General features: G+C 31.3%; 23 protein-coding genes. 7 read left to right on the forward strand and 16 right to left on the reverse strand.

Going from position 1 to position 22,924, the window contains the following annotated elements; genetic code table 11:
- Window positions 1-40 precede the first annotated feature (40 nt).
- The 4 genes from lon to N5D46_RS10395 all read right to left on the reverse strand — a co-directional run bounded on the left by lon (window position 41) and on the right by N5D46_RS10395 (window position 6,723).
- The gene (gene lon, locus N5D46_RS10380; protein WP_280049909.1) at window positions 41-2,479 is read right to left on the reverse strand and encodes an endopeptidase La; all 2,439 of its coding nucleotides are present in this window, start codon (window positions 2,477-2,479) and stop codon (window positions 41-43) included.
- A gap of 202 nt (window positions 2,480-2,681) precedes the next feature.
- Window positions 2,682-3,818 (reverse strand): N-acetyl-alpha-D-glucosaminyl L-malate synthase BshA, encoded by a 1,137-nt coding sequence (gene bshA / locus N5D46_RS10385; RefSeq protein WP_280049910.1) that lies wholly within the window; start codon window positions 3,816-3,818, stop codon window positions 2,682-2,684.
- 23 nt (window positions 3,819-3,841) lie between these two features.
- The gene (locus tag N5D46_RS10390; protein ID WP_125348799.1) at window positions 3,842-4,972 is read right to left on the reverse strand and encodes a serine hydrolase; all 1,131 of its coding nucleotides are present in this window, start codon (window positions 4,970-4,972) and stop codon (window positions 3,842-3,844) included.
- A gap of 2 nt (window positions 4,973-4,974) precedes the next feature.
- Entirely contained in the window at window positions 4,975-6,723 is a 1,749-nt protein-coding gene (locus tag N5D46_RS10395) for a glycoside hydrolase family 3 protein (protein ID WP_260391930.1), read from the reverse strand.
- Window positions 6,724-6,834: 111 nt separating this feature from the next.
- Between N5D46_RS10395 and N5D46_RS10400 the strand changes: the two genes are divergently transcribed.
- Window positions 6,835-7,914, forward strand: coding sequence for a TerC family protein (locus N5D46_RS10400; RefSeq protein WP_280049911.1), 1,080 nt, complete (start codon window positions 6,835-6,837; stop codon window positions 7,912-7,914).
- A gap of 73 nt (window positions 7,915-7,987) precedes the next feature.
- Here N5D46_RS10400 and N5D46_RS10405 read toward each other — a convergent pair whose 3' ends face one another.
- Genes N5D46_RS10405 through N5D46_RS10415 form a run of 3 tightly spaced genes read right to left on the reverse strand, consistent with a single transcriptional unit; the run spans window position 7,988 to window position 12,392 of the window.
- The gene (locus tag N5D46_RS10405; RefSeq protein ID WP_280049912.1) at window positions 7,988-11,029 is read right to left on the reverse strand and encodes an SMC family ATPase; all 3,042 of its coding nucleotides are present in this window, start codon (window positions 11,027-11,029) and stop codon (window positions 7,988-7,990) included.
- Complete coding sequence (sbcD, locus tag N5D46_RS10410) at window positions 11,029-12,234, reverse strand: exonuclease subunit SbcD (RefSeq protein WP_280049922.1); 1,206 nt, start codon at window positions 12,232-12,234, stop codon at window positions 11,029-11,031. The genes N5D46_RS10405 and sbcD overlap by 1 nt, the downstream gene beginning before the upstream one ends.
- A 2-nt stretch (window positions 12,235-12,236) precedes the next feature.
- Entirely contained in the window at window positions 12,237-12,392 is a 156-nt protein-coding gene (locus N5D46_RS10415; RefSeq protein ID WP_185144078.1) for a hypothetical protein, read from the reverse strand.
- Window positions 12,393-12,545: 153 nt separating this feature from the next.
- Between N5D46_RS10415 and N5D46_RS10420 the strand changes: the two genes are divergently transcribed.
- The 3 genes from N5D46_RS10420 (at window position 12,546) to N5D46_RS10430 (ending at window position 13,693) form a co-directional block, all read left to right on the forward strand.
- Window positions 12,546-12,680 (forward strand): 30S ribosomal protein THX, encoded by a 135-nt coding sequence (locus N5D46_RS10420; RefSeq protein ID WP_084106891.1) that lies wholly within the window; start codon window positions 12,546-12,548, stop codon window positions 12,678-12,680.
- 127 nt (window positions 12,681-12,807) lie between these two features.
- Window positions 12,808-13,326, forward strand: coding sequence for a nucleoside 2-deoxyribosyltransferase domain-containing protein (locus N5D46_RS10425; RefSeq protein ID WP_125348795.1), 519 nt, complete (start codon window positions 12,808-12,810; stop codon window positions 13,324-13,326).
- Window positions 13,327-13,453: 127 nt separating this feature from the next.
- On the forward strand, window positions 13,454-13,693 hold the full coding sequence (locus N5D46_RS10430; protein ID WP_038334521.1) for a hypothetical protein: 240 nt from the start codon (window positions 13,454-13,456) through the stop codon (window positions 13,691-13,693).
- A 31-nt stretch (window positions 13,694-13,724) separates the two neighbouring features.
- Here the strand turns inward: N5D46_RS10430 and N5D46_RS10435 are convergent, their stop codons facing one another.
- The 4 genes from N5D46_RS10435 to N5D46_RS10450 form a co-directional block, all read right to left on the reverse strand.
- Window positions 13,725-14,504, reverse strand: coding sequence for a polysaccharide deacetylase family protein (locus tag N5D46_RS10435; protein WP_038334520.1), 780 nt, complete (start codon window positions 14,502-14,504; stop codon window positions 13,725-13,727).
- Window positions 14,505-14,667: 163 nt separating this feature from the next.
- A complete protein-coding gene (lptB, locus tag N5D46_RS10440; RefSeq protein WP_125348857.1) occupies window positions 14,668-15,396 on the reverse strand; it encodes an LPS export ABC transporter ATP-binding protein in 729 nt (242 codons plus the stop codon).
- 30 nt (window positions 15,397-15,426) lie between these two features.
- The gene (locus tag N5D46_RS10445; protein WP_280035549.1) at window positions 15,427-16,788 is read right to left on the reverse strand and encodes a pyridoxal-phosphate dependent enzyme; all 1,362 of its coding nucleotides are present in this window, start codon (window positions 16,786-16,788) and stop codon (window positions 15,427-15,429) included.
- A 33-nt stretch (window positions 16,789-16,821) separates the two neighbouring features.
- Window positions 16,822-18,051 (reverse strand): FtsX-like permease family protein, encoded by a 1,230-nt coding sequence (locus tag N5D46_RS10450; RefSeq protein WP_280049914.1) that lies wholly within the window; start codon window positions 18,049-18,051, stop codon window positions 16,822-16,824.
- A gap of 74 nt (window positions 18,052-18,125) precedes the next feature.
- Here N5D46_RS10450 and N5D46_RS10455 point away from each other — a divergent pair, with 74 nt between their 5' ends.
- Both N5D46_RS10455 and N5D46_RS10460 read left to right on the forward strand, forming a co-directional pair.
- The gene (locus N5D46_RS10455; RefSeq protein ID WP_280049915.1) at window positions 18,126-19,352 is read left to right on the forward strand and encodes a DUF1343 domain-containing protein; all 1,227 of its coding nucleotides are present in this window, start codon (window positions 18,126-18,128) and stop codon (window positions 19,350-19,352) included.
- Between the two features lie 4 nt (window positions 19,353-19,356).
- Window positions 19,357-19,959 carry a hypothetical protein gene (locus N5D46_RS10460; protein WP_280049916.1) on the forward strand — a complete coding sequence of 201 codons (603 nt, stop codon included), beginning with the start codon at window positions 19,357-19,359 and terminating at the stop codon, window positions 19,957-19,959.
- Between the two features lie 49 nt (window positions 19,960-20,008).
- On the opposite strand, the gene N5D46_RS10465 is transcribed toward N5D46_RS10460, so the two are convergent.
- The 5 genes from N5D46_RS10465 to N5D46_RS10485 all read right to left on the reverse strand — a co-directional run bounded on the left by N5D46_RS10465 (window position 20,009) and on the right by N5D46_RS10485 (window position 22,429).
- On the reverse strand, window positions 20,009-20,395 hold the full coding sequence (locus tag N5D46_RS10465) for a hypothetical protein (protein ID WP_038334515.1): 387 nt from the start codon (window positions 20,393-20,395) through the stop codon (window positions 20,009-20,011).
- Window positions 20,396-20,502: 107 nt separating this feature from the next.
- Window positions 20,503-20,697 (reverse strand): hypothetical protein, encoded by a 195-nt coding sequence (locus N5D46_RS10470; protein WP_280035537.1) that lies wholly within the window; start codon window positions 20,695-20,697, stop codon window positions 20,503-20,505.
- Window positions 20,698-20,750: 53 nt separating this feature from the next.
- Entirely contained in the window at window positions 20,751-21,200 is a 450-nt protein-coding gene (locus tag N5D46_RS10475; protein ID WP_280049917.1) for a hypothetical protein, read from the reverse strand.
- A gap of 54 nt (window positions 21,201-21,254) precedes the next feature.
- Window positions 21,255-21,821 (reverse strand): DUF4920 domain-containing protein, encoded by a 567-nt coding sequence (locus N5D46_RS10480; protein ID WP_280049918.1) that lies wholly within the window; start codon window positions 21,819-21,821, stop codon window positions 21,255-21,257.
- Between the two features lie 11 nt (window positions 21,822-21,832).
- Complete coding sequence (locus N5D46_RS10485; protein WP_125348791.1) at window positions 21,833-22,429, reverse strand: NUDIX domain-containing protein; 597 nt, start codon at window positions 22,427-22,429, stop codon at window positions 21,833-21,835.
- A gap of 41 nt (window positions 22,430-22,470) precedes the next feature.
- On the opposite strand from N5D46_RS10485, the gene N5D46_RS10490 reads away from it, so the two are divergent.
- Complete coding sequence (locus N5D46_RS10490) at window positions 22,471-22,869, forward strand: hypothetical protein (protein ID WP_280049919.1); 399 nt, start codon at window positions 22,471-22,473, stop codon at window positions 22,867-22,869.
- Window positions 22,870-22,924 lie beyond the last annotated feature (55 nt).

Here is a 22,924-nt window from a genome sequence, read left to right on the forward strand (position 1 = left end):
AATTGAGTTCCTTTTTATATGTTCTAAAAAGATTTATAGATTAATCCAAAACCTTTGCTCCTTTTACTTTTTGATTCGTTAAAGCAATATCCAAAACTTCTTTCATTTCTTTTACAAAATGAAAAGTCATTCCTTTTACGTATTCTGCTTTAATTTCTTCAATATCTTTTCGGTTATCTTCGCACAAAATAATTTCTTTGATATTTGCACGTTTTGCCGCTAAAATTTTCTCTTTAATTCCGCCAACTGGCAACACTTTTCCACGAAGCGTGATCTCACCTGTCATTGCTAATTTTGCTTTTACTTTTCGTTGTGTAAAAGACGAAACCAAAGACGTCAACATTGTAATTCCGGCAGATGGTCCATCTTTTGGCGTTGCTCCTTCCGGAACGTGAATATGAACTTTATAATTCTCGAAAACTTCTGGTTTAATTCCCAATTCATCCGCATGCGATTTGATGTATTCTAATGCAATTGTTGCAGATTCTTTCATCACAGTTCCTAAATTTCCTGTGATAGAAAGTCCACCATTTTTTGCTTTCGATAAAATAGATTCGATAAACAATATATCCCCTCCAACACTTGTCCAAGCTAAACCAACCACAACACCTGGAACTTCATTGTTCTCGTATTGATCTGGCGTAATAGAAGGACCTAAGATTTTCGAAATATCTTCAATTGAATATTTAGTATTAAATTCTTCTTCCAACGCAATATGTTTTGCAGCTGAACGAACTAATTTCGCAACTTTCTGATTCAATTTACGAACACCAGATTCACGCGTATAACCTGTTATTAAATATTCGATTTCTTTTTTTCCTAACACAACATCTTTCTCTTTCAAGCCATGTTCTGTTAGTTGTTTTGGTAAAAGGTGACGTTTTACGATTTCAGATTTTTCCTCGATTGTATAACCTGCAATATTAATCATCTCCATACGATCACGTAACGGACTTGGAATATCTCCAATATTATTGGCTGTCGCTATGAAAAATACTTTCGATAAATCGTAGCCAATTTCTAAGAAATTATCATAAAAAGTTGAATTTTGCTCTGGATCTAAAACCTCTAACATTGCTGATGAAGGATCTCCATGCGCACTAGCCGACATTTTATCAATCTCATCTAAAACAAAAACCGGATTCGACGATTCAGATTTTTTGATTGACTGTAAAATTCTTCCTGGCATCGCTCCAATATAGGTTTTACGATGACCACGAATCTCAGATTCGTCGTGTAAACCACCCAACGACATACGTACATATTTTCGTCCAATCGCTTCTGAAATAGATTTTCCTAACGATGTTTTACCAACACCCGGAGGTCCATATAAACAAAGAATTGGCGAACGCATATCTCCTTTCAATTTCAAGACTGCAAGATGTTCCAAAATACGCTCTTTCACATCTTCTAAACCATAATGATCATGATCTAAAATTTTCTTTGCATTCTTGATATCAAAGTTATCTTTCGTTAAGGTATTCCAAGGTAAATCCAACATAAATTCAAGGTAATTACGCTGAATATTATGTTCTGGCATTTGCGGATTTAGACGAGAAAGACGGTTGATTTCTTTATCAAAATGATTTGCTACATCTTCGCTCCAACTTTTCGTTAAAGCACGTTTGCGCATTTCATTAATTTCTTCTTCTGTCGAATTCCCTCCTAATTCTTCTTGAATCGATTTGATTTGTTGATTTAAGAAATATTCTTTTTGTTGTTGATCTAATTCTTTGCGAACTTTATTCTGAATCGTATTCTTTAATTCCAATTTCTGAAGCTCAACATTCATAAAACGCATCACTTCCATTGCCCGAAGTTTCATATCAGAAATTTCTAATAACAACTGTTTTTCATCTAAACTTAACGTCAAATTAGACGCTACAAAGTTGATTAGAAATGTATTACTTTCGATACTTTTTATAGCTCCTGCAGCTTCCGAAGGCAACATTGGATTTTCTTCTACAATCTGAAAAGCTAAATCACGAATTGATTCAATAATAATTGGATATTCTTTGTTGCGTGATGTCGGAACTTTTTCTGTCAAAATTTCTACTTCAGCCTTGAAATAAGGATCATTTGATACAAATTCTTTAACTTTGAAGCGTTTCATCCCTTGTAAAATCACCGTAATGTTTCCATCTGGCAATTTTATCATTCGCATGATTTTCGCAACTGTACCAACTGTATACAAATCGTCTTGTGTAGGATCTTCCACAGCAATTTCTTTCTGCGAAAGCACTCCAATAATGCGATCTTCTTTGTAAGCTTGTGTTAAAAGTTGTATAGATTTATCTCTACCCGCGGTAATTGGCGCAACCACACCCGGAAATAAGACAGTGTTTCTTAACGATAAAATAGGCAATACCGAAGAAATATCTTGCTTATTTAGCTTACTTTCTTCGTCTTTACTCATCAAAGGAATTAATTCGATTTCTTCTTCCATTACTTGTGCTAATGACAAATTGTCTATGTTCATAATTTTTTTATACGTTCAAAGTGTCAGTAAAACTATTTTTAACTGACGAAAGCCTTTCATAATAACAACATTATTAAGATTTGAATCTTGTCTAAAGCATTTAGAAAAGCGAGTATAAATAAGTCAAACGTTATGCCAATAAAATATATTGTCAGTTTTTCAATAAAGGTTTTGAATGAGGATGAATAAAAAAAATCGGGATTTACCCGATTTTAGATTTTGCAATTACTTTGCGGTACAATTCTTCATATTGCGGAAGAATATTCGTTTTATCAAATCGTATCGCTTGTTCTTTTGCTTGATAACTAAACTCTGCCAAACGCTTTTCGTCCTCTAAAATATAAATCGCTTTTTCTGCCATCATTTCGATATCTCCTACTGGGCAAACAAAACCAGTGACTCCGTTAATATTTACTTCTGGAATTCCGCCTGCATTGGACGAAATAACCGGAACACTTGCCGCCATAGCTTCAAGTGCTGCCAATCCAAAACTTTCTTGTTCAGACGGTAAAAGGAATAAATCTGCCGCTTTCAAAACATCATTCAAGTCACTTACCATTCCAAGACTTTTCACTTTATCTTGAATTCCAAATTCTTGAATCATTTGATCCGCCATATCCCATTCAGGACCTTCTCCAGCAATAATCAATTTCGATGGAATTTGTTTCTGGATCAAATTAAACGTTCCAATTACATCTTCAATACGTTTTACCTTTCTCAAGTTTGAAGTGTGCAAAATTACCTTCTCTTTTGGTTGCGCAAAATTATCACGACAACACACACATTTCTCTGGCAAATATTGATCATTATCAATAAAGTTTGGGACAACTTCTATCTCATTTGTAATGTCAAATGCACATAAAGTATCTTGTTTCAAACTTTCGGAAACCGATGTTACGGCATCCGATTCATTGATCGAAAATTCAACAGCCGTTTTATACACAGGATGTTTCCCTACCAACGTAATATCTGTTCCGTGCAACGTTGTTACAATTGGTAATTTATACCCCTTTCGAGCCAACATTTGTTTCGTAAAATACGCCGCATACGCATGCGGGATCGCATAATGTACATGCACCAAATCTAATTCGTAATGCAAAACTTTATCATACAAAATTGTACTCAACGCCAAATCGTATGGCTGATATTGAAACAATGGATACGTTTCGACATGAATTCGATGAAAGTATATATTTGGTAATTTGATGTTTAATCTCGCAGGAACATTTGTGCTAAAAAAATGTACTTCATGACCTTTTTCTGCTAAATCCATTCCCAGTTCTGTTGCCACAATTCCACTTCCTCCATAGGTTGGATAGCATACAATTCCTATTTTCATTCGCGATTTTTATTTAGACAAATTTAAGGTAAAATTGCTTCATAAATTACTTGTCGAATATTTTCTCTCACTTTTTTAATGGAAAGATAATTTGGTTCGACGGTTTCATTGACACGATTCGAAAGAAAAATATACACTATATTATATTTAGGATCAGCCCAAACCATAGATCCAGTAAAACCTGTATGACCAAAACTTTCGACAGATGGGCCAACTTTAGAAATATGTTGCATTTTATCAAAACCAGCTCCACGATGATTTCCTTTGAATTGTTGTTTTGTAAATTCCGCAACTATCTCTGGCTTCAAATAAACCTCATCGCCATATTCTCCACCATTCAAATACATTTGCATCAATTTTGCCAAATCAATCGAGTTAGAGAATAAACCAGCATGACCAGCAATTCCGCCCATCATCGCAGCTCCTTGATCGTGTACAAAACCATGTACCAATTGATTTCTATAGGTTTTGTCGTATTCGGTTGGAATAATATCTTCTAAACTAAATTTTTCTTTTGGATTAAACGTTGTGCGATACATTCCCAATGATTGATAAAATTTTTCTTGTGTCAGTTGATTCAAATCTTTCCCAAAATCCTTTTCTAATTTCTTCTTGAAAATATAATAGCCTAAGTCTGAGTATTCGTATGATTTACGGCCTAAAGATGATTTATAAATATCTTCGTAAATCGTATCTTTAATAGAGTTGATAATATAAATGTTATCTGTAACTTTTATCTGATGTTCCTCATCTTGCTTTCTCGAATAGAAATCTAAATATAATCGCGCATTTTTTACATTGACAGTTTCATTGTAAAAACCAATCCATGGCTTAAGACCAGCTTGATGCGCTAATACTTCACGAACTTTTAAGGAAGATTTGTTCGAGTTTTTTGCATCATTATCAATTTCTCCAATTGTTTGCTCAAGGTTTAATTTTCCTTCGTTTACCTCCAGCATCAACAAAGGCAACGTCGCCGTCACCTTTGTTACAGAAGCGACATCATATAAATCTGTCCACTTCACTTTTTTTAAAGAATTTTTATCTTGAGTTCCAAAGCTTTTATCATACACGATTTTCCCGTCTTTTGCGACTAAAATTTGCATTCCAGGCGTGTAATGATTTGCAATTGCTTCTTCGGCAAGTTTATCTATTTCTAAGAGTTTTTTTTTCCTAAATTCACATTTTCAGGTGCAGTAAATCCTAAACGTTTGATGTGTTTTGTTACAATTCCTTGCCCTTCTTTCAAGTTTTGATTGATATCTACCGGAAATGTTCCATCTGCATCAATTGCTCCAAAAATAACTTGCGCAGCAGCTGCTTGCGCATCTTTTGTATTTTGATAATGAACTGTAACCGCATCTAAATTTGATAAATCAAGATCTTTCAAACCATAAGGACTTGTGAATAATGAGAAGATTTTCTTTTTATCTTTTGGTAATGCTTTCAAAATTGCTTTCGAGTTATCTGACAATTTATATGGTTTGTAAACCGTTTCATTCGATAAAAACGCTCCCGAAATAATCACATCATAATCATTCAATAAATTGATCTGATTTGGATTTGAAATCTTCACCAACTCAACATTTGTATATTTTTGTAAATGTCTCAAAAATTGATCATAATCTGTTTGTTCAAGGGGAACAAAAGCTATTTTTTGATTCAATTTTTTAATTGGTAAAAGTTTGTGTTCATTCTTTACAACTGTCGAAGCTTTCTCAAAAATTTTAGTTGTTAACGCTAAATTTTCAGGAGAATTTAAATCTTCTAAAACATTTGCAGAATTTAAAGTTTTTATTTCATTTAAACCTGTAATATATTTTGCCATCAAAATTTTCTTCACACTTTCTTCTAAACGTGCTTCAGAAATCTGACCTTTATTTATTGCATCAATAATTTTTTGTTTCCCAACGTGTACATTTTGCGAAAACAATAAAATATCATTTCCCGCTACAAATGCTCTATAATCTACATCACCAGCAGGAAACATTTTTGCTACACCATCCATATTCAACGCATCTGTAATCACAATTCCTTTGAATTGTAATTCTCCTTTCAAATAATCTGTAATAATATTTTTAGATAAAGTTGAAGGTATTTTTGGATCTGGTTCTAAAGCTGGAACATTTAGATGCGCCACCATAATTGACTGTACACCTTCATCAATCATTTTCTTGAAAGGTGCAATGTGATATTTCTCTAAATCTGCTTTATTATCTGGAATCAACGGCAAAACTTTGTGCGAATCTTGATCTGTATTTCCATGTCCAGGAAAATGTTTTGCAGACGATAATACGTTTTGCGCACGCATTCCATCCATATAAGCAATTCCTTTTTCTGCAACTCGATCTGGATTTGAACCAAAAGAACGATTCCCGATAATTGGGTTATTTGGATTAACATTGACATCAACTGAAGGTGAAAAATTAAACTGAACACCCATTCTGTTCGCTTGTATACCAATTTGTTTTCCAACTTGATACACCAACTTATTATTGCGTAGAGCACCAAGCGTCATATTCCAAGGAAAACGCTCCACTCCTTTCAAACGCATTGCCAATCCCCATTCTGCATCCATTCCAATTAACAATGGAATTTTAGAAATAGATTGAAATTTATTTGTCAACTCAATTTGATGAGCCGCTTGATCTTGCATAAAAATTAATCCTCCGATATGTTCTTCTTCAATTAATTTTTGAATATCATTTTCATGCACCACATCTCTATTTGTATAGGCTGCAACGATAAATAACTGACCTACTTTTTCTTCCAATGACATTGAATTATACTTCTCATTCACCCATTTCATCTGAATAGAATCTTTGTACAATGGCGAAACGTGTTGCGCTTTCGAAGCTATAGGTAAAATAATTGTTAAGAATACGTATGCGATTACTCTTTTCATTCCGGAATAAATTAATTTTGCTTGTTTTTTCTTTTTTAGAAACATTTTTTAAAGGCCAATCAAGTTAGGATTGGTAAATTTATAGTAAATTGTCAAATTAAATAAATTTATATGAGTATTTTCAGTGTTGTACAGGATAGCATGTTGAATCATCCTGGACTAATAACTGTTTTTGGGGTTGCAGTAATTATTATGTTACTACTTGATTTAGGTGTTTTTAATAAAAATGCGCACGTGGTTTCGAACAAAGAAGCGCTTACTTGGACCATCGTTTGGATTTCCTTGGCGATGATTTTTAGTGGAGTGATTTATTTCGTTTTTAAAGAAGCAGATGGACATGCATTTGCCATCAATAAATTTTCGCAATTCCAGGCGGCGTATTGGATAGAAAAAGCCTTATCCGTAGATAATTTATTCGTCTTCATACTCGTTTTTGGATTCTTTAAAATTCCAAAAGAATATCAACATAAAGTCCTTTTTTGGGGAATTTTAGGTGCTCTTCTTTTTAGAGCAATCTTTATTTTTGCAGGAGTTGAATTAATTAAAATGACTTATTTACCAGCTTTTTCTATTGGAGATTGGCACTTTAATCTTGGTGATGAAGCAACTCATGCAAATTTTGAAGCAAAACAATTCTTCCGTCCAAATGTCGTTTTAACACTGTTTGGTTTCTTCTTAATTGTCGCCGGAATCAAATCTTGGAAATCAAGTGATGATGATGAAAATCAAGATTTATCACAAAATTTTGGTGTTAAATTGGTACACAAATTCTTTAAAGTTACACCAAATTTTGATGGAGATAAATTCTTTTCTGTACAAAACGGAATTAAAATGGCAACACCACTTTTCGTCGCTTTAATGGTAATTGAAGTAACTGATTTGGTTTTCGCTGTAGATAGTATTCCCGCTATATTCGCTGTTGCTCCAGACGATCCTTTTATTCTATATTCATCTAATATTTTTGCAATTTTAGGACTACGATCGTTGTATTTCTTGTTGGCAAATTCAATGGATAAATTCAATAAACTACATTACGGCTTAGCGATTATTTTAAGTTTTATCGGAATTAAAATGATTATTATGCCATTCTATCATTTTGAATCGACTATCTCATTGTCAATAATTGGTGGAGTTTTATTAATAACAATTATTTGGTCGTTAATTTCGAATAAATCAGAGGTTAAGGAATAGATTATTATCTTCATATAATGATAAACCCCAAGATTAAATTCAATCTTGGGGTTTATTTTATAATCATTATACCTTACGAAACAACTTCTATCAAACTACCTCTTTCTTCATCTTTTGTGATTTGCAAAGCAACTGGAATTCGATCTTTTAATTCGTCTACGTGAGAAATAATTCCGACAATTCGGTTTTCTTTTTGTAAACTCATCAACGTTTCAAACACGATATTTACCGCATCTGCGTCTTGCGTTCCAAAACCTTCATCAATAAAGAAGAAGTTCTTTTCCGACTTCGCATTTGTTTGCACACTTTCTGCCAAAGCCAAAGCCAAACACAACGAAACTTGGAAAGATTGTCCTCCAGAAAGCGTTTTCACACTACGTGAACGACCTTCGTTCAAATAATCTATAATCTCAAAATCATTGTTGTCATTCATTTGTAAACTCAATTGATTTCTCGTCATTCGATGAAATCGCACATTTGCGTTATCACATAATTGTTTCAAATAAATAGACGAAACATATTGCACAAATCCAGCTGAATTAAACAAATTTCGCATCGTTTGTAAATTCGTCGCTCGTTTTTGTAATTTTTCCAATTCAATTAACAAATCTTTCTTTTCTGCAAAAGATTTATTTAATCGCTCAATTTCAGTTTTTATTTTTGTTACAATTTCGCTCGCTTCTTTCAATTGATTTGTTACAAAAGTTAATTTTTCTTCTTGTGTTTTATAAATCATTTCATCAAAAGAAACATCCGCTAATTTCTGCTCTAATTCATGAATTGAACTTTTCAAAGTTTCGAACAAAATTCTAAAATCTTCTAATTCTTTTCTGATTTCAGAAACATTAAACTGTTGATTTAAAACTAATTGAACTTCTTCAATATTTTGTATTTGATTTTTTTCTAATGATTTTTCTAATTGATTTTGATTAATAGCCAATTCTTCTTTCAACTCAATGATTTGTTTTTCAATCAATTCGATTGAAGTTTTTTGAGAAGCTAATTTTGGATTTAATTGATTTAAACTTTCTATAAATTGAATATAATTTTGTTCAATTTTCGCATTATTAAGTTTTAAATTATTCAAATTCTGTAGCACATTTTCTGTTGTTTTACTTTGAAAATCTTCAAAATTCAATACTTTTAAATTTGCTTGATTTTGCTTGATTTGAGAAGCTTTTTCAGCTTCTTCTAATCTAAATTTTTCTAAAGCATTTTTATATTTTTCAACAGATTCACGTTCTTTCTCTAAAGTTTCACGAAAAGTTTCAATCTCTTTATTTTTATTCGAAATTGTTTTGTCCAAAGCAATAGCTGCTTTCTTTTTTTCTTCAAATAATTCAACATTTTTCGAATCAAAATCTTTCCAAACAAACAAATTCAGATGATTTTCTTGTTCAATTTTCAGATCATTCAAAACTTGATTTTCTTGTGCAATTTGTTTTTCAATAAACTGTTTTTGATCAATCATTTTCTGAACTTCATTTTGTTTTTTCTGAAGCGATTTTAACTTTTCATCAATTTGATTTAATTCATTATTTACAACTTCAAATTTCGTGGAAATATCATCAATTTCAACAATATTCGGATGCTCTAAAGCGCCACAAAGCGGACAAGATTCACCTTCGTGTAAATTATGTGCAAAATGAACCAACTTTTGCTGAACTTCTAATTCATTTTTCTGTTTTTCAATTGATTTTTTAGTTGATTCAAGCTTTTCAAATTCAGAACTAAACCAATTTTCAAAACTTGAAATTTCAATATTATCTGTTTTGAATTGAGCTTCGAAAACATTAATTTGTTGCTTTTGCTCATCTATTTTAGTTTGTTGTTTCTGAATAGATTGTTGCAAATTTTGATTCTGAACAAACCAATTTCCAACCTCCATCAATGTTTGCGCATCTATTTTTGACTCAGCTAAAGTTTTGACTTCTTTTTCAGATAATTTGATTGAAGCTTCAATTTTCTGTTCATTTTTCTGAACCTCTTCAACTTCTTTCAAACCTTTTGCTGTTCTTACTTTTAACTTTTCTATCTCCTCTGAAAAAGTTAAAATTTGAACTATTAATTCTAAATCTGTTTCTTCTTTTCGTTTTATTGGTAAAGTTTCATAATCAGTTTTAATCGCTTCAATTTGGTTCGAAATTTCTTTGATTTGATTCTCGATTAAAGTCAGTTGTTTTTGTTGATTTTCAACTGAAATTGACTTTTCTTCAATCTGATTTGAAAGTTTTTTATGATTTTCTAAAAGTTGAGAAAACGCATTAAAAATCAATTCATAGCGCTCAATTTCAAGTTTTCGTTGATCCATTTCATTTTTCTGAACTGAAACTTTTTCAAAATCAATTTTCTTTTGTTTTAAAGTCTCAAAATCTGATTTCAACGCTTTTAAACGTTGAAATGATTCATTCATTTGATTATATTCTTCTTGAACTTGATTGGTAACTTTTGTTTGCTCAATCAAATTTTCTTCAAGCTCTTTTATTTTTTCTTCCGAAACTTCTTCAAATCCAGATAATTTCCCTTCTAGTTGATTCAAATTCGTTAAGTTTTGAGAATTTAAAGCTGCAACTTTATCTTGTAAATCATAACGATGAAGTCCAAAAATTTCCTTCATCATTTGTGTTCGATCTTTTGCACCCAACTCAATAAATTCCTTGAATTGCCCTTGCGGAATAATAATTGTTCGTTTGAAATTTTCGTAACTCAACCCAATTATTTCTTCTGCTTTCGAATGATTAAGCGGAATCCATTCATTGTCTTTTTGTTCATAAAAAACAACTATTGGCGATTTTACATCTTCAAAACGTTTCGAATTTCTTTTAAATTCACGTGTTGCTCTGAATAATTTTTGTTCAAAATTATAGAAATCAAACTCGATATATGCCAAATTCGATTTCAAATTCATCATATTGTAAGCACGCTTATCTTTGGAATTTAGACGTTCTGTTTCGCCATACAAAACGTACATAATCGCTTCCAAAATTGACGATTTTCCGGAACCTACATTCCCGAAAATTCCAAATAATCCTGCTTCTGTTAATTCAGAAAAGTCAATTGTTTGACGTTCTTGATACGAATAAAGTCCTTCTATGGTTAATTTTACTGGAATCATTATGAATTCAAAATTTCGTTAAACAAATCCTTTATTTCGTCGTTTGGTTCTTGATTTCCATTTTTCGATTTGAAATAATCTGCAAACAATTCCTTCATATCTTTTGTTTGATCTGCAAACTTATACTCAACCATTTCAACCTCTTGATTTTTAACTTTCGGAATCAAATGAATAATTCCATCATGTGATTGATAAATCAATTTTCGTTCATCAGCTTTCAAAAAAGAATCACTTTCTAAAATCAATTCAACCAACGCATTTTGATTTTCATTCAACCATTCTACAGCTAAATTTATATCATCAAAAGTTTTTCGAATAAGCGGTTTTCCATGCTTTAATTCAATTTTATGATAAGAAATAGTTTGATTTGGTTCTGCTTCTATTACCGAAACATACTTGGTTTGACCAGCTTCGGAAAAACTATAACACAAAGGCGAAGAGCTGTACACAACAGGTTTTTCTTCTGTTCCGATGTTCTTAAAACCATGCAAATGTCCAAGCGCTGTATATTGAATTTGAGGCGGAATAGCTTCGGAAAAAATCATATCTGCATTTCCAATTTTAATCGGTTTTTCGCCTTCTGGTTCCTCTAAAATTTCAGCACCTTTTTGGTTCATATACAAATGTGCTATCAATAAATTAACACCATTTTCGTCACAATATTCATCCGCAATATTTTTCCAATTTGTCGCTAAAACTTCATTCAATGCATCTTCTTTATTCTCTCCAAAATATTGTTTCAAACGAATTTCGTTTGCATAAGGCGTATGAATAATTCGAATCGGGTAATCGAAAGAATTTAATTTCAATTCAATCATTCCTTCTACAGATTTTAAAATTTTGAAATCATTTAATTCAAATTCCTGAATTTTTGCATTTGGATAACCAATCAAAATAATTCCACATTCGCGTGCCAACGGATCTGGCGCATCAATCAAACGTGGAGAATCGTGATTACCAGAAATCGCTACAACAGGACGTTTTCCGTTATTCGAAAGTCTTTTTAATGTTTTATAAAATAATTCTACAGCTTCCACACTTGGATTAAAATTATCAAATAAATCGCCCGCAATAAGTACCAAATCGACTTGTTGTTGATCTGCAATTTCGATAATCTCGTTCATCACTAAAATTTGTTCTTCTAATCGCGAAAAACTATCCAATTTTTTGCCCAAGTGCCAATCGGCTGTATGTAGAATTTTTATCATTATTCTTCCGTTTCTGGTTTATTTTTATCATTAAATCGTTGATTGATTGCTTTCAATCGAGCTTTGCGTTCAGCTTCGGCTTCTTGCGCTTTACGTTTCTTTTGATCTAACTTTTTCTTGTGCGCTTTTTTATTTGCATCTGTATTTCTACTCATTTCTATTTGGTTTAAAATTAATTTTTCTCCACGCCAAATGATGTCGCAAAGTTAGATTAAATGATAAAGAATTGTAAAACTTTTGTCTAACTAAATTGAAATTATTAACTTGGGTAGAAAGTAATCGAATTTATTAATTTTAAAACATTTATAATGGGAAAAGGCGATAAAAAATCGAGAAGAGGAAAAATTGTGAATGGCTCTTATGGTGTAAAACGTCTGAGACATAAGTATTATTATGAGGAAGATGTGGTTGAAGAAAAACCAACCAAAAAAGCTAAAAAGTAATTTTTTTGAAGCTGAAAATCACGATTGATTTTCAGCTTTTTTATTTTATTGAATTTTTAGACATTCTAACAAAAGTCATTGAATACAAAATCAACAACCTCATTATATTTACAGAAACAAAAACAACATGAAAGCAATTTTATTTGCCTTATTTCTATTATTGAATACTACAATTTTTGCACAATCTCTTGAAATAAAATCACCGAATGAACTTCCTAAAAATGATCAACGTACAAAGATATTTTTGGGAGGAACGATTGATATGGGAAATTCTGAAGATTGGCAAGCGAAAGTTTCAAAAGAACTGAAAAATGAAAAAGTCATCTTGCTAAATCCTCGTCGTGATGATTGGAATACCGCTTGGAAGCCTGTGAAAGAAGAGCCCGAATTTCGCAAACAAGTGGAATGGGAATTGAATGCATTGGAAAATGCAGACTATATTATTATGTTTTTTGGAAAAGATTCTAAAAGTCCAATTAGTTTGTTGGAAATGGGATTGTATGCAAAAAGTGGAAAACTTTTGGTGATTTGTCCAGATGGTTTTTGGCGAAAAGGGAATGTTGATATTACAGCAGAAAAATATGGTGTAAAACAATTTGATTCGATAGAAAATGTGTTAGATTATTTAAAAAATATTCTAAAATAATTAATTAAAAAAGAGATAATTAAGTTGAAACCTAAAAGGTTTAACATATAATTTTATTTCTCAAAATCTTATTTTAAAAATTTATGTTTTAGCTTTGAAACCGCTTTAATAGTAAGTTTTAGAGATTATGAAACATAATGATTTGGAAATTAATCGGTTGATTGAACGATTAGAATCTTTAGGAATTTTGGTCGAAAAAATCGAGAGTTCTGGTTTTGGTAGCATGTTAAATTTTGAAATGATTTATCAACTTCCTGAACAAAATATTTCTAATGCAATCAATTTTAGACGTTTTGATATACAAGATGTTTATCTTTATTTCAAAGAAGCTGTTAACCAAAAAGGAGATTTACTTTTTATAGAATAAACGAAAAATGCTCAAGAATTTGAGCATTTTTTTATTTCAATTTTTGTAAGTCATTAACCGTATAAAACTTCATATCATTGTTCTTTACAAACTTGCAAATCTCTTCTAAGGTTTTAAATTCAGTTTCATAATTATTAGTTGCTTTTGCAACTGTTTTATGCGCATAAAAAACGACTATCTTATTGTTATCCTTTGCGTATTGCAACAACGAAATAAAATAAGGTACACTAAAATGCGCGTAACTATTATCGATTCCTAAACCAAAAAATAGAGGTTTATTTTGATAATAACAGTTCTGAAAATTAGGCGCTTCGTTTCCATAAGTTGTTCCTCTTAATGTTTTAAAATGATTGAAAAGTAATTGATCCGATTCTACACTTCGATCGCCATAAGGATAAGAAAAATCGGTTACATCAAGACCTTTGTTTTTCATCAAAGTTAGCATTGGAGCGATTTCTTTATCAATAAATTCTTTTCCTCCAAATTCTTTTATATACTTTGTTGTATGAACGTGATTTAAACCATGCGCAGCAATCTCATTTCCGTTTTGTTGCAGATAAGTTAACTCACGTATTTGACTCTCCGAAAGCTTATCAAAATGCGTTACATAGAACGTTCCTTTCCAATTGTATTGTTTCAATTTTATATTCGCATTGAACCATTCGTCCACATAATCATCATCAAACGTAAGCACCACTCCTGCTCTATTTGTAGATTTTTTTGGTTCTTTTATCGCATCTTCTTCGTGTGTACAGCTATTCAACACAAAAATTGAAATTAAGCAAATAAAATAATAATTAAGTTTTAGCATTCTTTATCAGTAAGTTTTAGTAGTTAAATATATCGAAAAAGCAACTATTAAAATCAGAAATTTTTAAAATTAAGCAAATTTTAATTTTAGATGATTTTGAAGTTTTTTAAAACAAAAAAAAACCACTCAAAATTGAGTGGTTTAGAAAATACTATATTGTAATTTATATCTGCTGATACATAAAGTTTTCACCTAGATAAACGCGACGAACATCTTCATCATTTGCTAATTCTTCTGGCGAACCTTCTTTCAAGATTTTACCTTCGAACATAATATACGTTTTATCGGTAATTGCAAGCGTTTGCGATACATTATGATCGGTAATTAAGATTCCGATATTTTTATCTTTTAACGAACGTACAATCTTCTGAATATCCTCAACCGCAATTGGGTCAACTCCAGCAAAAGGCTCATCTAATAAGATAAAATTAGGTTCTGTTGCCAAACAACGTGCAATTTCGCAACGACGACGCTCACCTCCAGAAAGTAAATCTCCACGATTTTTACGAACATGCTCTAACGAAAACTCTTCAATCAAAGCATCTGTACGCATTTGTTGTTCTTTTTTGGAATGTTTCGTGAATTGTAAAACAGATTTGATGTTATCTTCTACAGAAAGTTTACGAAAAACAGAGGCTTCTTGCGCCAAATATCCAATACCTTTTTGCGCGCGTTTGTACATCGCATCGTTTGTGATATCTTGTTTATCTAAAAAAACTTTTCCTTGCGTAGCCTTTACTAAACCAACAATCATATAGAAAGAAGTCGTTTTACCAGCACCATTTGGTCCTAATAATCCAATAATTTCTCCTTGTTCTACTTGAAAAGACACATTTTTTACGACGTGTTTTTTACCGTAATCTTTTACTAAATTCTGACCTTTTAATACAATTCCCATATCGCTTCAAAGATAGGATTTTTGTTATTTAATCGAGTTAATAATATCATATTTTGTGATGATATGATATTTTCCGTTTTCTAATTCTATTAAAACAGCTTGATTATCCTTTGTAATTAACTTCGAAACTTCTTCAATAGATGTTCCTGCTTTAACAACTGGATAAGGTTTTCCCATAATTTCATGAACAGGTTTTTCAGCAACATTTCTATCTTCTAAAAATGCTTGAAACAAATCTGATTCATCCAAAGAACCAACAATTCCATTTACATCCATTACTGGAATTTGAGAAATTTTGAAACGACGCATACGATCAATTGCATGAGAAGCCAATTCCTCTGTACGAACCGTTACCAAAGGTTTATCGACATGTTCTTTAATCAAATCCACAGCCGTTTTGATTTCTTCGTCCAAATATCCTCTGTCACGCATCCAATCATCATTAAAGATTTTTCCTACGTAACGAGAACCTGAATCGTGGAATAAAACCACTACAACATCATCTGGTCCGAATTCGTCTTTCATTTGTAATAATCCTTTGATCGCAGAACCCGAAGACATTCCGACAAACAAACCTTCCTCTAAAGCTAAACGACGCGTATAAACCGCTGCATCTTTATCAGTCACTTTTGTAAATCCATCAATAATATCAAAATCTACGTTTTCAGGTAAAATATCTTCACCAATTCCTTCTGTTACATAAGAATACACTTCATTTTCATCGAAAATTCCAGTTTCTTTATATTTTTTGAAAACTGATCCATACGTATCAACTCCCCAAATTTTAATGTTAGGATTTTTTTCTTTCAAGTATTTTCCAACACCTGAAATTGTTCCTCCAGTTCCTACTCCAACAATAAAATGCGTTACTTTTCCTTCTGTCTGTTCCCAAATTTCTGGTCCAGTTTGCTCATAATTCGCTTGTGCATTCGATGGATTATCGTACTGATTGACATACCAACCATTCGGCGTTTCTTGTGCCAAACGTTTCGAAACTGAATAATAAGAACGTGGATCATCTGGCTCAACATCTGTAGGACAAACGACAACTTTTGCTCCAACAGCGCGCAAAATATCCATTTTCTCTTTCGATTGTTTGTCTGTAATCACACAAATTAATTTGTAACCTTTGATCACAGCAGCCAAAGCCAATCCCATTCCTGTGTTACCAGAAGTACCTTCGATAATTGTACCTCCTGGAACTAAACGACCATCTTTTTCGGCATCTTCAACCATTTTTAACGCCATACGATCTTTACAAGAATGACCAGGGTTAAAATATTCAACTTTTGCTAAAACTGTACATGGTAAATCCTTTGTAATCTTATTAATTTTAACCAAAGGTGTATTCCCAATCGTTTCTAATATATTGTTTGCGTATTTCATTTTTTTCTAACTTTTAAATTAAAACATTAAATTTTATCTAAAATTAATCGCTTTTGCAGGTGTAATTTTAGATATCATATACGAAGGCAAAAGTAATACAATTGCACAAACTAATAACGCTCCTGCATTCAATAAAACAATTGTGCCAACATCTAAATAGACTGGAGCTGTTGATAAATAATAGTTTTCTGCCGGAAGTTTGATAATTCCGAAATATTTCTGAATGAATAATAATCCAAGTCCAATTGCATTTCCAGCAATTAATCCTGGTAACATAATAAATAATGCGTAATTAATGAATAATTTTCGGATTCGCCAATTTGTCGCACCAAATGCTTTTAAAATTCCAATTGAATGTGTTCGTTCTAAAATTAAAATCAATAAAACCATCACCATATTAATCACCACCACAAAAAGCATGATAAAAAGAATAATGACAATATTTTTATCGAAAATAGAAATCCAATCGTTGATCTGAGCAAATGAAGCCGTAGCAGATTCTGCATATAAATTGTATGGAATATTTTCTTGCACACGCTTTGCAACAGGATCAATATTTTCGACATCTTTTACAAATAATTCGAAACCGCCAACTGTATTCGAATCCCAGCGATTAAGACGTTGTACATGCTTGATGTCACCAAACATTATTTGATCGTCAAAGTTTTTGATATCTGTTATGAATAATCCAGAAATGGTAAATCGACGATAAATTGGCTTCGTATCCTCTTGAATAAAATACATCACAAACGAACTATCCACATCCAATTTCATTTCGTCCGCAATCTTTTTCGATAATAAAACCTCATCCATTATCGAATCTTTATTGATTCGTGGAAAATGTCCTTTTACCATAAATTTCTCGAAACGAACCGAATCATAATCTGTTCCAACTCCTTTGAACACCACACCACTAAAGTTTTCATCCGTTCGGATAACACCACTTTTATTGGCAATTGCTTGTACATGTTCTATTTCTGGAATCGATTTAAACTTTGGATAAAAAGCTTGATGAAGTGATAATGAATCGGAATTTAATGACGTATTACTATTATAGTTTCTAATCGTAATATGACCATTAAAATCGGCCAATTTTTCTTTGATTGCCATTCTTGCTCCAACACCAGTCGAAATTGTCACCAAAGAAACAATCAACCCTAATGCTACCGCAATTTGACCTACTCGAATAATAATACTCGATAAGTTATTTTTAGTATTTTTACCAAGCGCAATTTTTTTTGAAAACCACCAAGAAAAACTCAAATTATATATTTTTTATAAGATTAAAACTAACTTTAGGCTTTAAATTCGTCTAAATTCAAATGATTCAAAACGAAATGAAAAACTTTGTCAAATATACATCAATTGGTTTACTTAGTTCAGTTATTTTTTTCGGCTTTTCTACTCCAATTTTAGCTCAAAATAATACATCAAAAACGATAGATAATCATTCAACTATTCTTGTTGGAGCAGAAAATACAACTAACTATCTTTCGAAATTGAAAGGTAAAAAAGTTGGATTAGTTTCTAATCAAACAGGCATTGCAACAATTAATGGAACAACGATGCATACAGTTGATTTGTTATTAAAAAATAACATCAATGTTATAAAATTATATTCGCCAGAACACGGTTTTCGTGGAGATGCTGATGCTGGTGCTAAAGTAAAATCTGGTGTTGACGCAAAAACTAACTTGCCAATTATTTCGCTTTATGGTGATAATAAAAAACCAAAAACTAATCAGATTGCTGATGTAGATGTTTTGATTTTTGACATGCAAGATGTTGGTGCGCGTTTTTACACATATATTTCTACTTTGCATTATGTTTTGGAGGCTGCGGCTGAAAATGGTAAGAAAGTAATTGTATTGGATAGACCAAATCCGAACGGACATTATGTGGACGGACCTGTAATGAAAAACGAGTACAAATCATTTGTTGGAATGCACAATGTTCCGATTGTTTATGGAATGACGATTGGCGAATATGCACAAATGATAAACGGTGAAGGTTGGCTAGCAAATGGTGTAAAAGCAGATTTGGAAATTATTCCACTTATCAATTATACCCATCAATCCAAGTATAATTTACCAGTAAAACCATCACCAAATTTACCAAATGCTCATGCGATCAATTTGTATCCAAGTACATGTTTGTTTGAAGGAACAAACGTCAACGAAGGTCGTGGAACAGATATTCAGTTTCAAGTTTATGGTTCACCATTCCTAAAAAATATGCCTTATCAATATACGCCAACTTCAAAACCTGGTGCAACAAGTCCAAAATTCAAAGATGAAGTTTGTTACGGTGAAGATTTATCGAATGTTCCGTATCAATCTGCCATCAATTTAAAATGGCTTATTAATGCGTATAAAAACAATACGAAACAACCTTTTTGGACGATGAATGGTAAAAAGTTGTGGATTGATCAACTTTCTGGAACTGATGAATTGCGCAAACAAATAGAAGCAGGTTTATCAGAAGAAGAAATAAAAGCAACTTGGCAAAAAGATTTGGAAGCTTTCAAGAAAATAAGAACAAAATATTTGATTTATAAGGATTAAATTAATGCAAGTTAAAAGAAGCGTTCTTCAGAAGCTGTCTACAAATGAATTAAATTCTTATATCAAAGATGATTCTAGATTTGTTCCTGAAGCAATAAAAATGGCTTTCGAAATTTTAAAAAATGAACGAAATGTTCAGTTTTCTGAAATTGAAACAACTCGAATTAAAAATTTAATTTCATCTAAAATTATTTATCACGAAAAAGAAGAAAAGAAGAATTCTTTCGAGCCAAATTTAGTTGAAGATATTGAAGAAAATAATGAGGTTCCGAAACTTCATACTATAACTGAAATTGTTTTTCATTCAAGCGTATTTTTTTCTTTTATTGGAGCTGTATTATTGTATAAAAATCTAAAAAAAATTAAAGACATAATACGCTTTCATTATGTTATTTTAGCTCTTTTTAGCCTTTCGATGTTAGTTTTTGATTATTATTTATACGAATATATAGTTAATCATCAAGAAGAATTATCACATATTAAATACAAACGTTTTGGTAATTTCGGGATATTTATAACAATTCGTGGAATAGCAAATTTGATTCTTATTAGCTTGATATGGAATTACTTTTTTGGAAAAGATTTTAAGTATAGAGAATTAAAATAATAAAAAAACGGAAGTCAAATTTGACTTCCGTTTTTATGTTTTAGAATGATTATTTTTCTCCGACAACCACAGAAATAGATTCACCCAATTCTTTTACTTTTTCATATAATTTTGTAGAACCTTTTTCAAACTCTATCGAAATTTTTCCTTCACGAGCCTTTATTTCTAAAGATTCTCCTTCTCTCCAAACATAGTTTTTTCCTTCAGTCGTTGGCTTTCCAAAAGATTTCTCTATTTCATTTATTGCAGCTTTAGATTTTGGTTTATCAAAAATTGCCGAATACGAATAAACTTCGTTGCTATCGCTCACATTTATCGAAACTGTAGAATGAGTTGTTGTCCCCGATGTTTTTGTTTTCGTGACCGCAGTTGCAGTCTGGGCTTGACAAGTAAAAGCTGTTATCAAAATAGCTCCAATTAATAGTATCTTTTTCATATTTTTATTTTTTATAAAATTCTGAAAAAGATTAATTTGCGTAGGTTAATGAACGGTTAACGAAGCGTTAACACAAAAAAAGCTACAAAATAATTGTAGCTCATTTTTTACGTATTCGTATTATTTATATTTTTTGTCGCAAGAATTTTGTCTCCAAGATTTTTAATTTTATCTACAATTTCTTGATTATCTAGATTAAAAGTTGCTTTCATCGAATAATAAGATACTGTATTATTAACTTTCAACTGCGCAAAAGCTGAAAGAGTTAACATAAACAGAACAATACTTAAAGATTTTTTCATTTAAGGTTTATTATTAAACGATAAATATCTAAAATTTTCAGCAGAAAAACATCTTATAATTTGTTTAATATTTCAATCGTTAAGAATTCTCCTGTCATCGAATCAAAAGAGAATAAACAATTTAAACGACTATAATCATTTGCTAAACGATTTGGATCATTATTAATAATTCTTTGATAATCATTACTTTTACGAACTTGAGTTTCATCAATATTTCGATTCAAATCAAAAATATTTTGACCTTCATACACCTTACAAATTGGATTTGGAGAAAGATAAAATTTAATCGAAACAATCATTTCATCAACAATTTTCACCGAAATACCTTTTTCTTTGTACAACACAATTTTTCCTTGAGGAATATTTTGCTCTGAAATGTCAGATTCAAATTCATTTTGAAATGATTGAAATAATTCATCATTCATCGATTTTCCGATCAATGAAAAATACTGATTTGGATTGGCTTGAAATAAGTTTGTCATATTGTATAGAATTGATTTCATAAAAAAACCTTTCAAAAAATAGAAAGGTTTTGATTAATTATTGAGTTAAAAATCTTAGTTTTCTTTCAAATAAACTCCATCAGCTTCAAAATTATATTGCAACTGAGGTTTTGTAATTTTCGCAATTTCTTCTTTCGATTGTCCTGCATCTTCTGCATAATGACGCAATTTCTCAACAGAAATTTCACTAACAAAAGCTTTTCCGTGCACGACAACATTCGCTTTTTCACCATCTAAAGGCATAAAAAAACCATAATCTTTGAAACGCACAAACGACTGTTCTTCGCCTTTTCCAAGATCAACTTTCATCCAACAACCTTTCTTTTTGCAAACAGATTCTATCGTCGAAACAAACTGAACATTTTCCAAAGAATCACCACTTTTCATGTTATCATATAACTTTCCAAGCTCGTTTTTTGTTAATGTATTTTTGATATCAAACGATTCTCCATACACTTGATACGCATATAAATCGTCTATTTTTGCGGTTCCGTTATCTAAAATTTTTGATTGAGATTTAGAAGCTTTTTCAGTTTTAACCTTGGTTTCTTTTTTCGTTTGAGCATTAGTTGTCAAAGCAAAAGATGTTAAGGCACAAAAAGTTAATATATATTTTTTCATATTAATTTTATTTAGTTCAAATTTAAATAATTATCCATCAATAATTTAATATTTGGATAAGAATTTTCTAATAACTCAGGAATTTCATTCTCTTTTTTCCATTCAACCGACTCAATTCCTTCTTCAGTTTGTGGCAAAGGCAATTCAACACCGTCATAAAAAACTTCGAACCAAAATGTTTCTTTGATAATATATTCTCTCAAAAAATAAATATGAAAAGTTGGTATTAAAAATCGTTTCAACTCCAAATTTGTCAAACTACACTCTTCTTCAATTTCACGAATTGCAGATTGTTCTCTCGATTCTCCTTTCTCCATTTTCCCTTTTGGCAAATCCCATTTTCCAAGTCTGAAAATGAACAAATAATCGTCTTGCGGATTACGAACAATTCCGCCTGCAGCTTGAATATGTTTGTAATATTTTAAGAATTTCGTCCAAACATCATCAATATCTTCACTAAAAATATTGACTAAAGTTGCTGCTTTTGATGATAATAAATGAAAAGATTCATCAAATTGAGCTTCATTTTGAAACAAAATATTTTTTGCTTCTGGATTAGATTGGTTGCTGAAAGTTAACAAACTTTCATTAAAAAAAACTTTGTACATTTGAACGATTTGTTACAAATTTATAAAAAACTCACAAGGATATGAAGGTAAATACAAATAAAGTCCGTTTTGAAAAAAATCAACAAGAAGCATACACTTTTTTGTTGGATATGAAGAATTATGAGCAATTGATGCCAGAGGACACAAAATCGTTTGAAATTCACGAATCTGGAAAAGGATTTACAGTTGGTGTTGGTGCTTTACCAAAGGTTGGAATGCGTTTGAAAGAGACAGTTGAGCCATCGAAAATTGTTTTCGAATCTCCTGCACCTGCTTTTGAATATACTTTGACAATTTCTATTGATGCAGTTGACGATAATTCATCTGATGTTACGTTAGATTTTGATGGAAATTTCAATATGATGATCGAAATGATGGCAAAAAAACCATTGACATCTTTCATTGAAACTATTGCAGAAAATTTAGGAAAAATAGGTTAAGACTATTTTTCGATAAATAAAATTCCTAAAACTGTTAAATAAACTTTATATTTTA

Source organism: Empedobacter sp. GD03865, assembly GCF_029840775.1.
Taxonomy (GTDB): domain Bacteria; phylum Bacteroidota; class Bacteroidia; order Flavobacteriales; family Weeksellaceae; genus Empedobacter; species Empedobacter falsenii_B.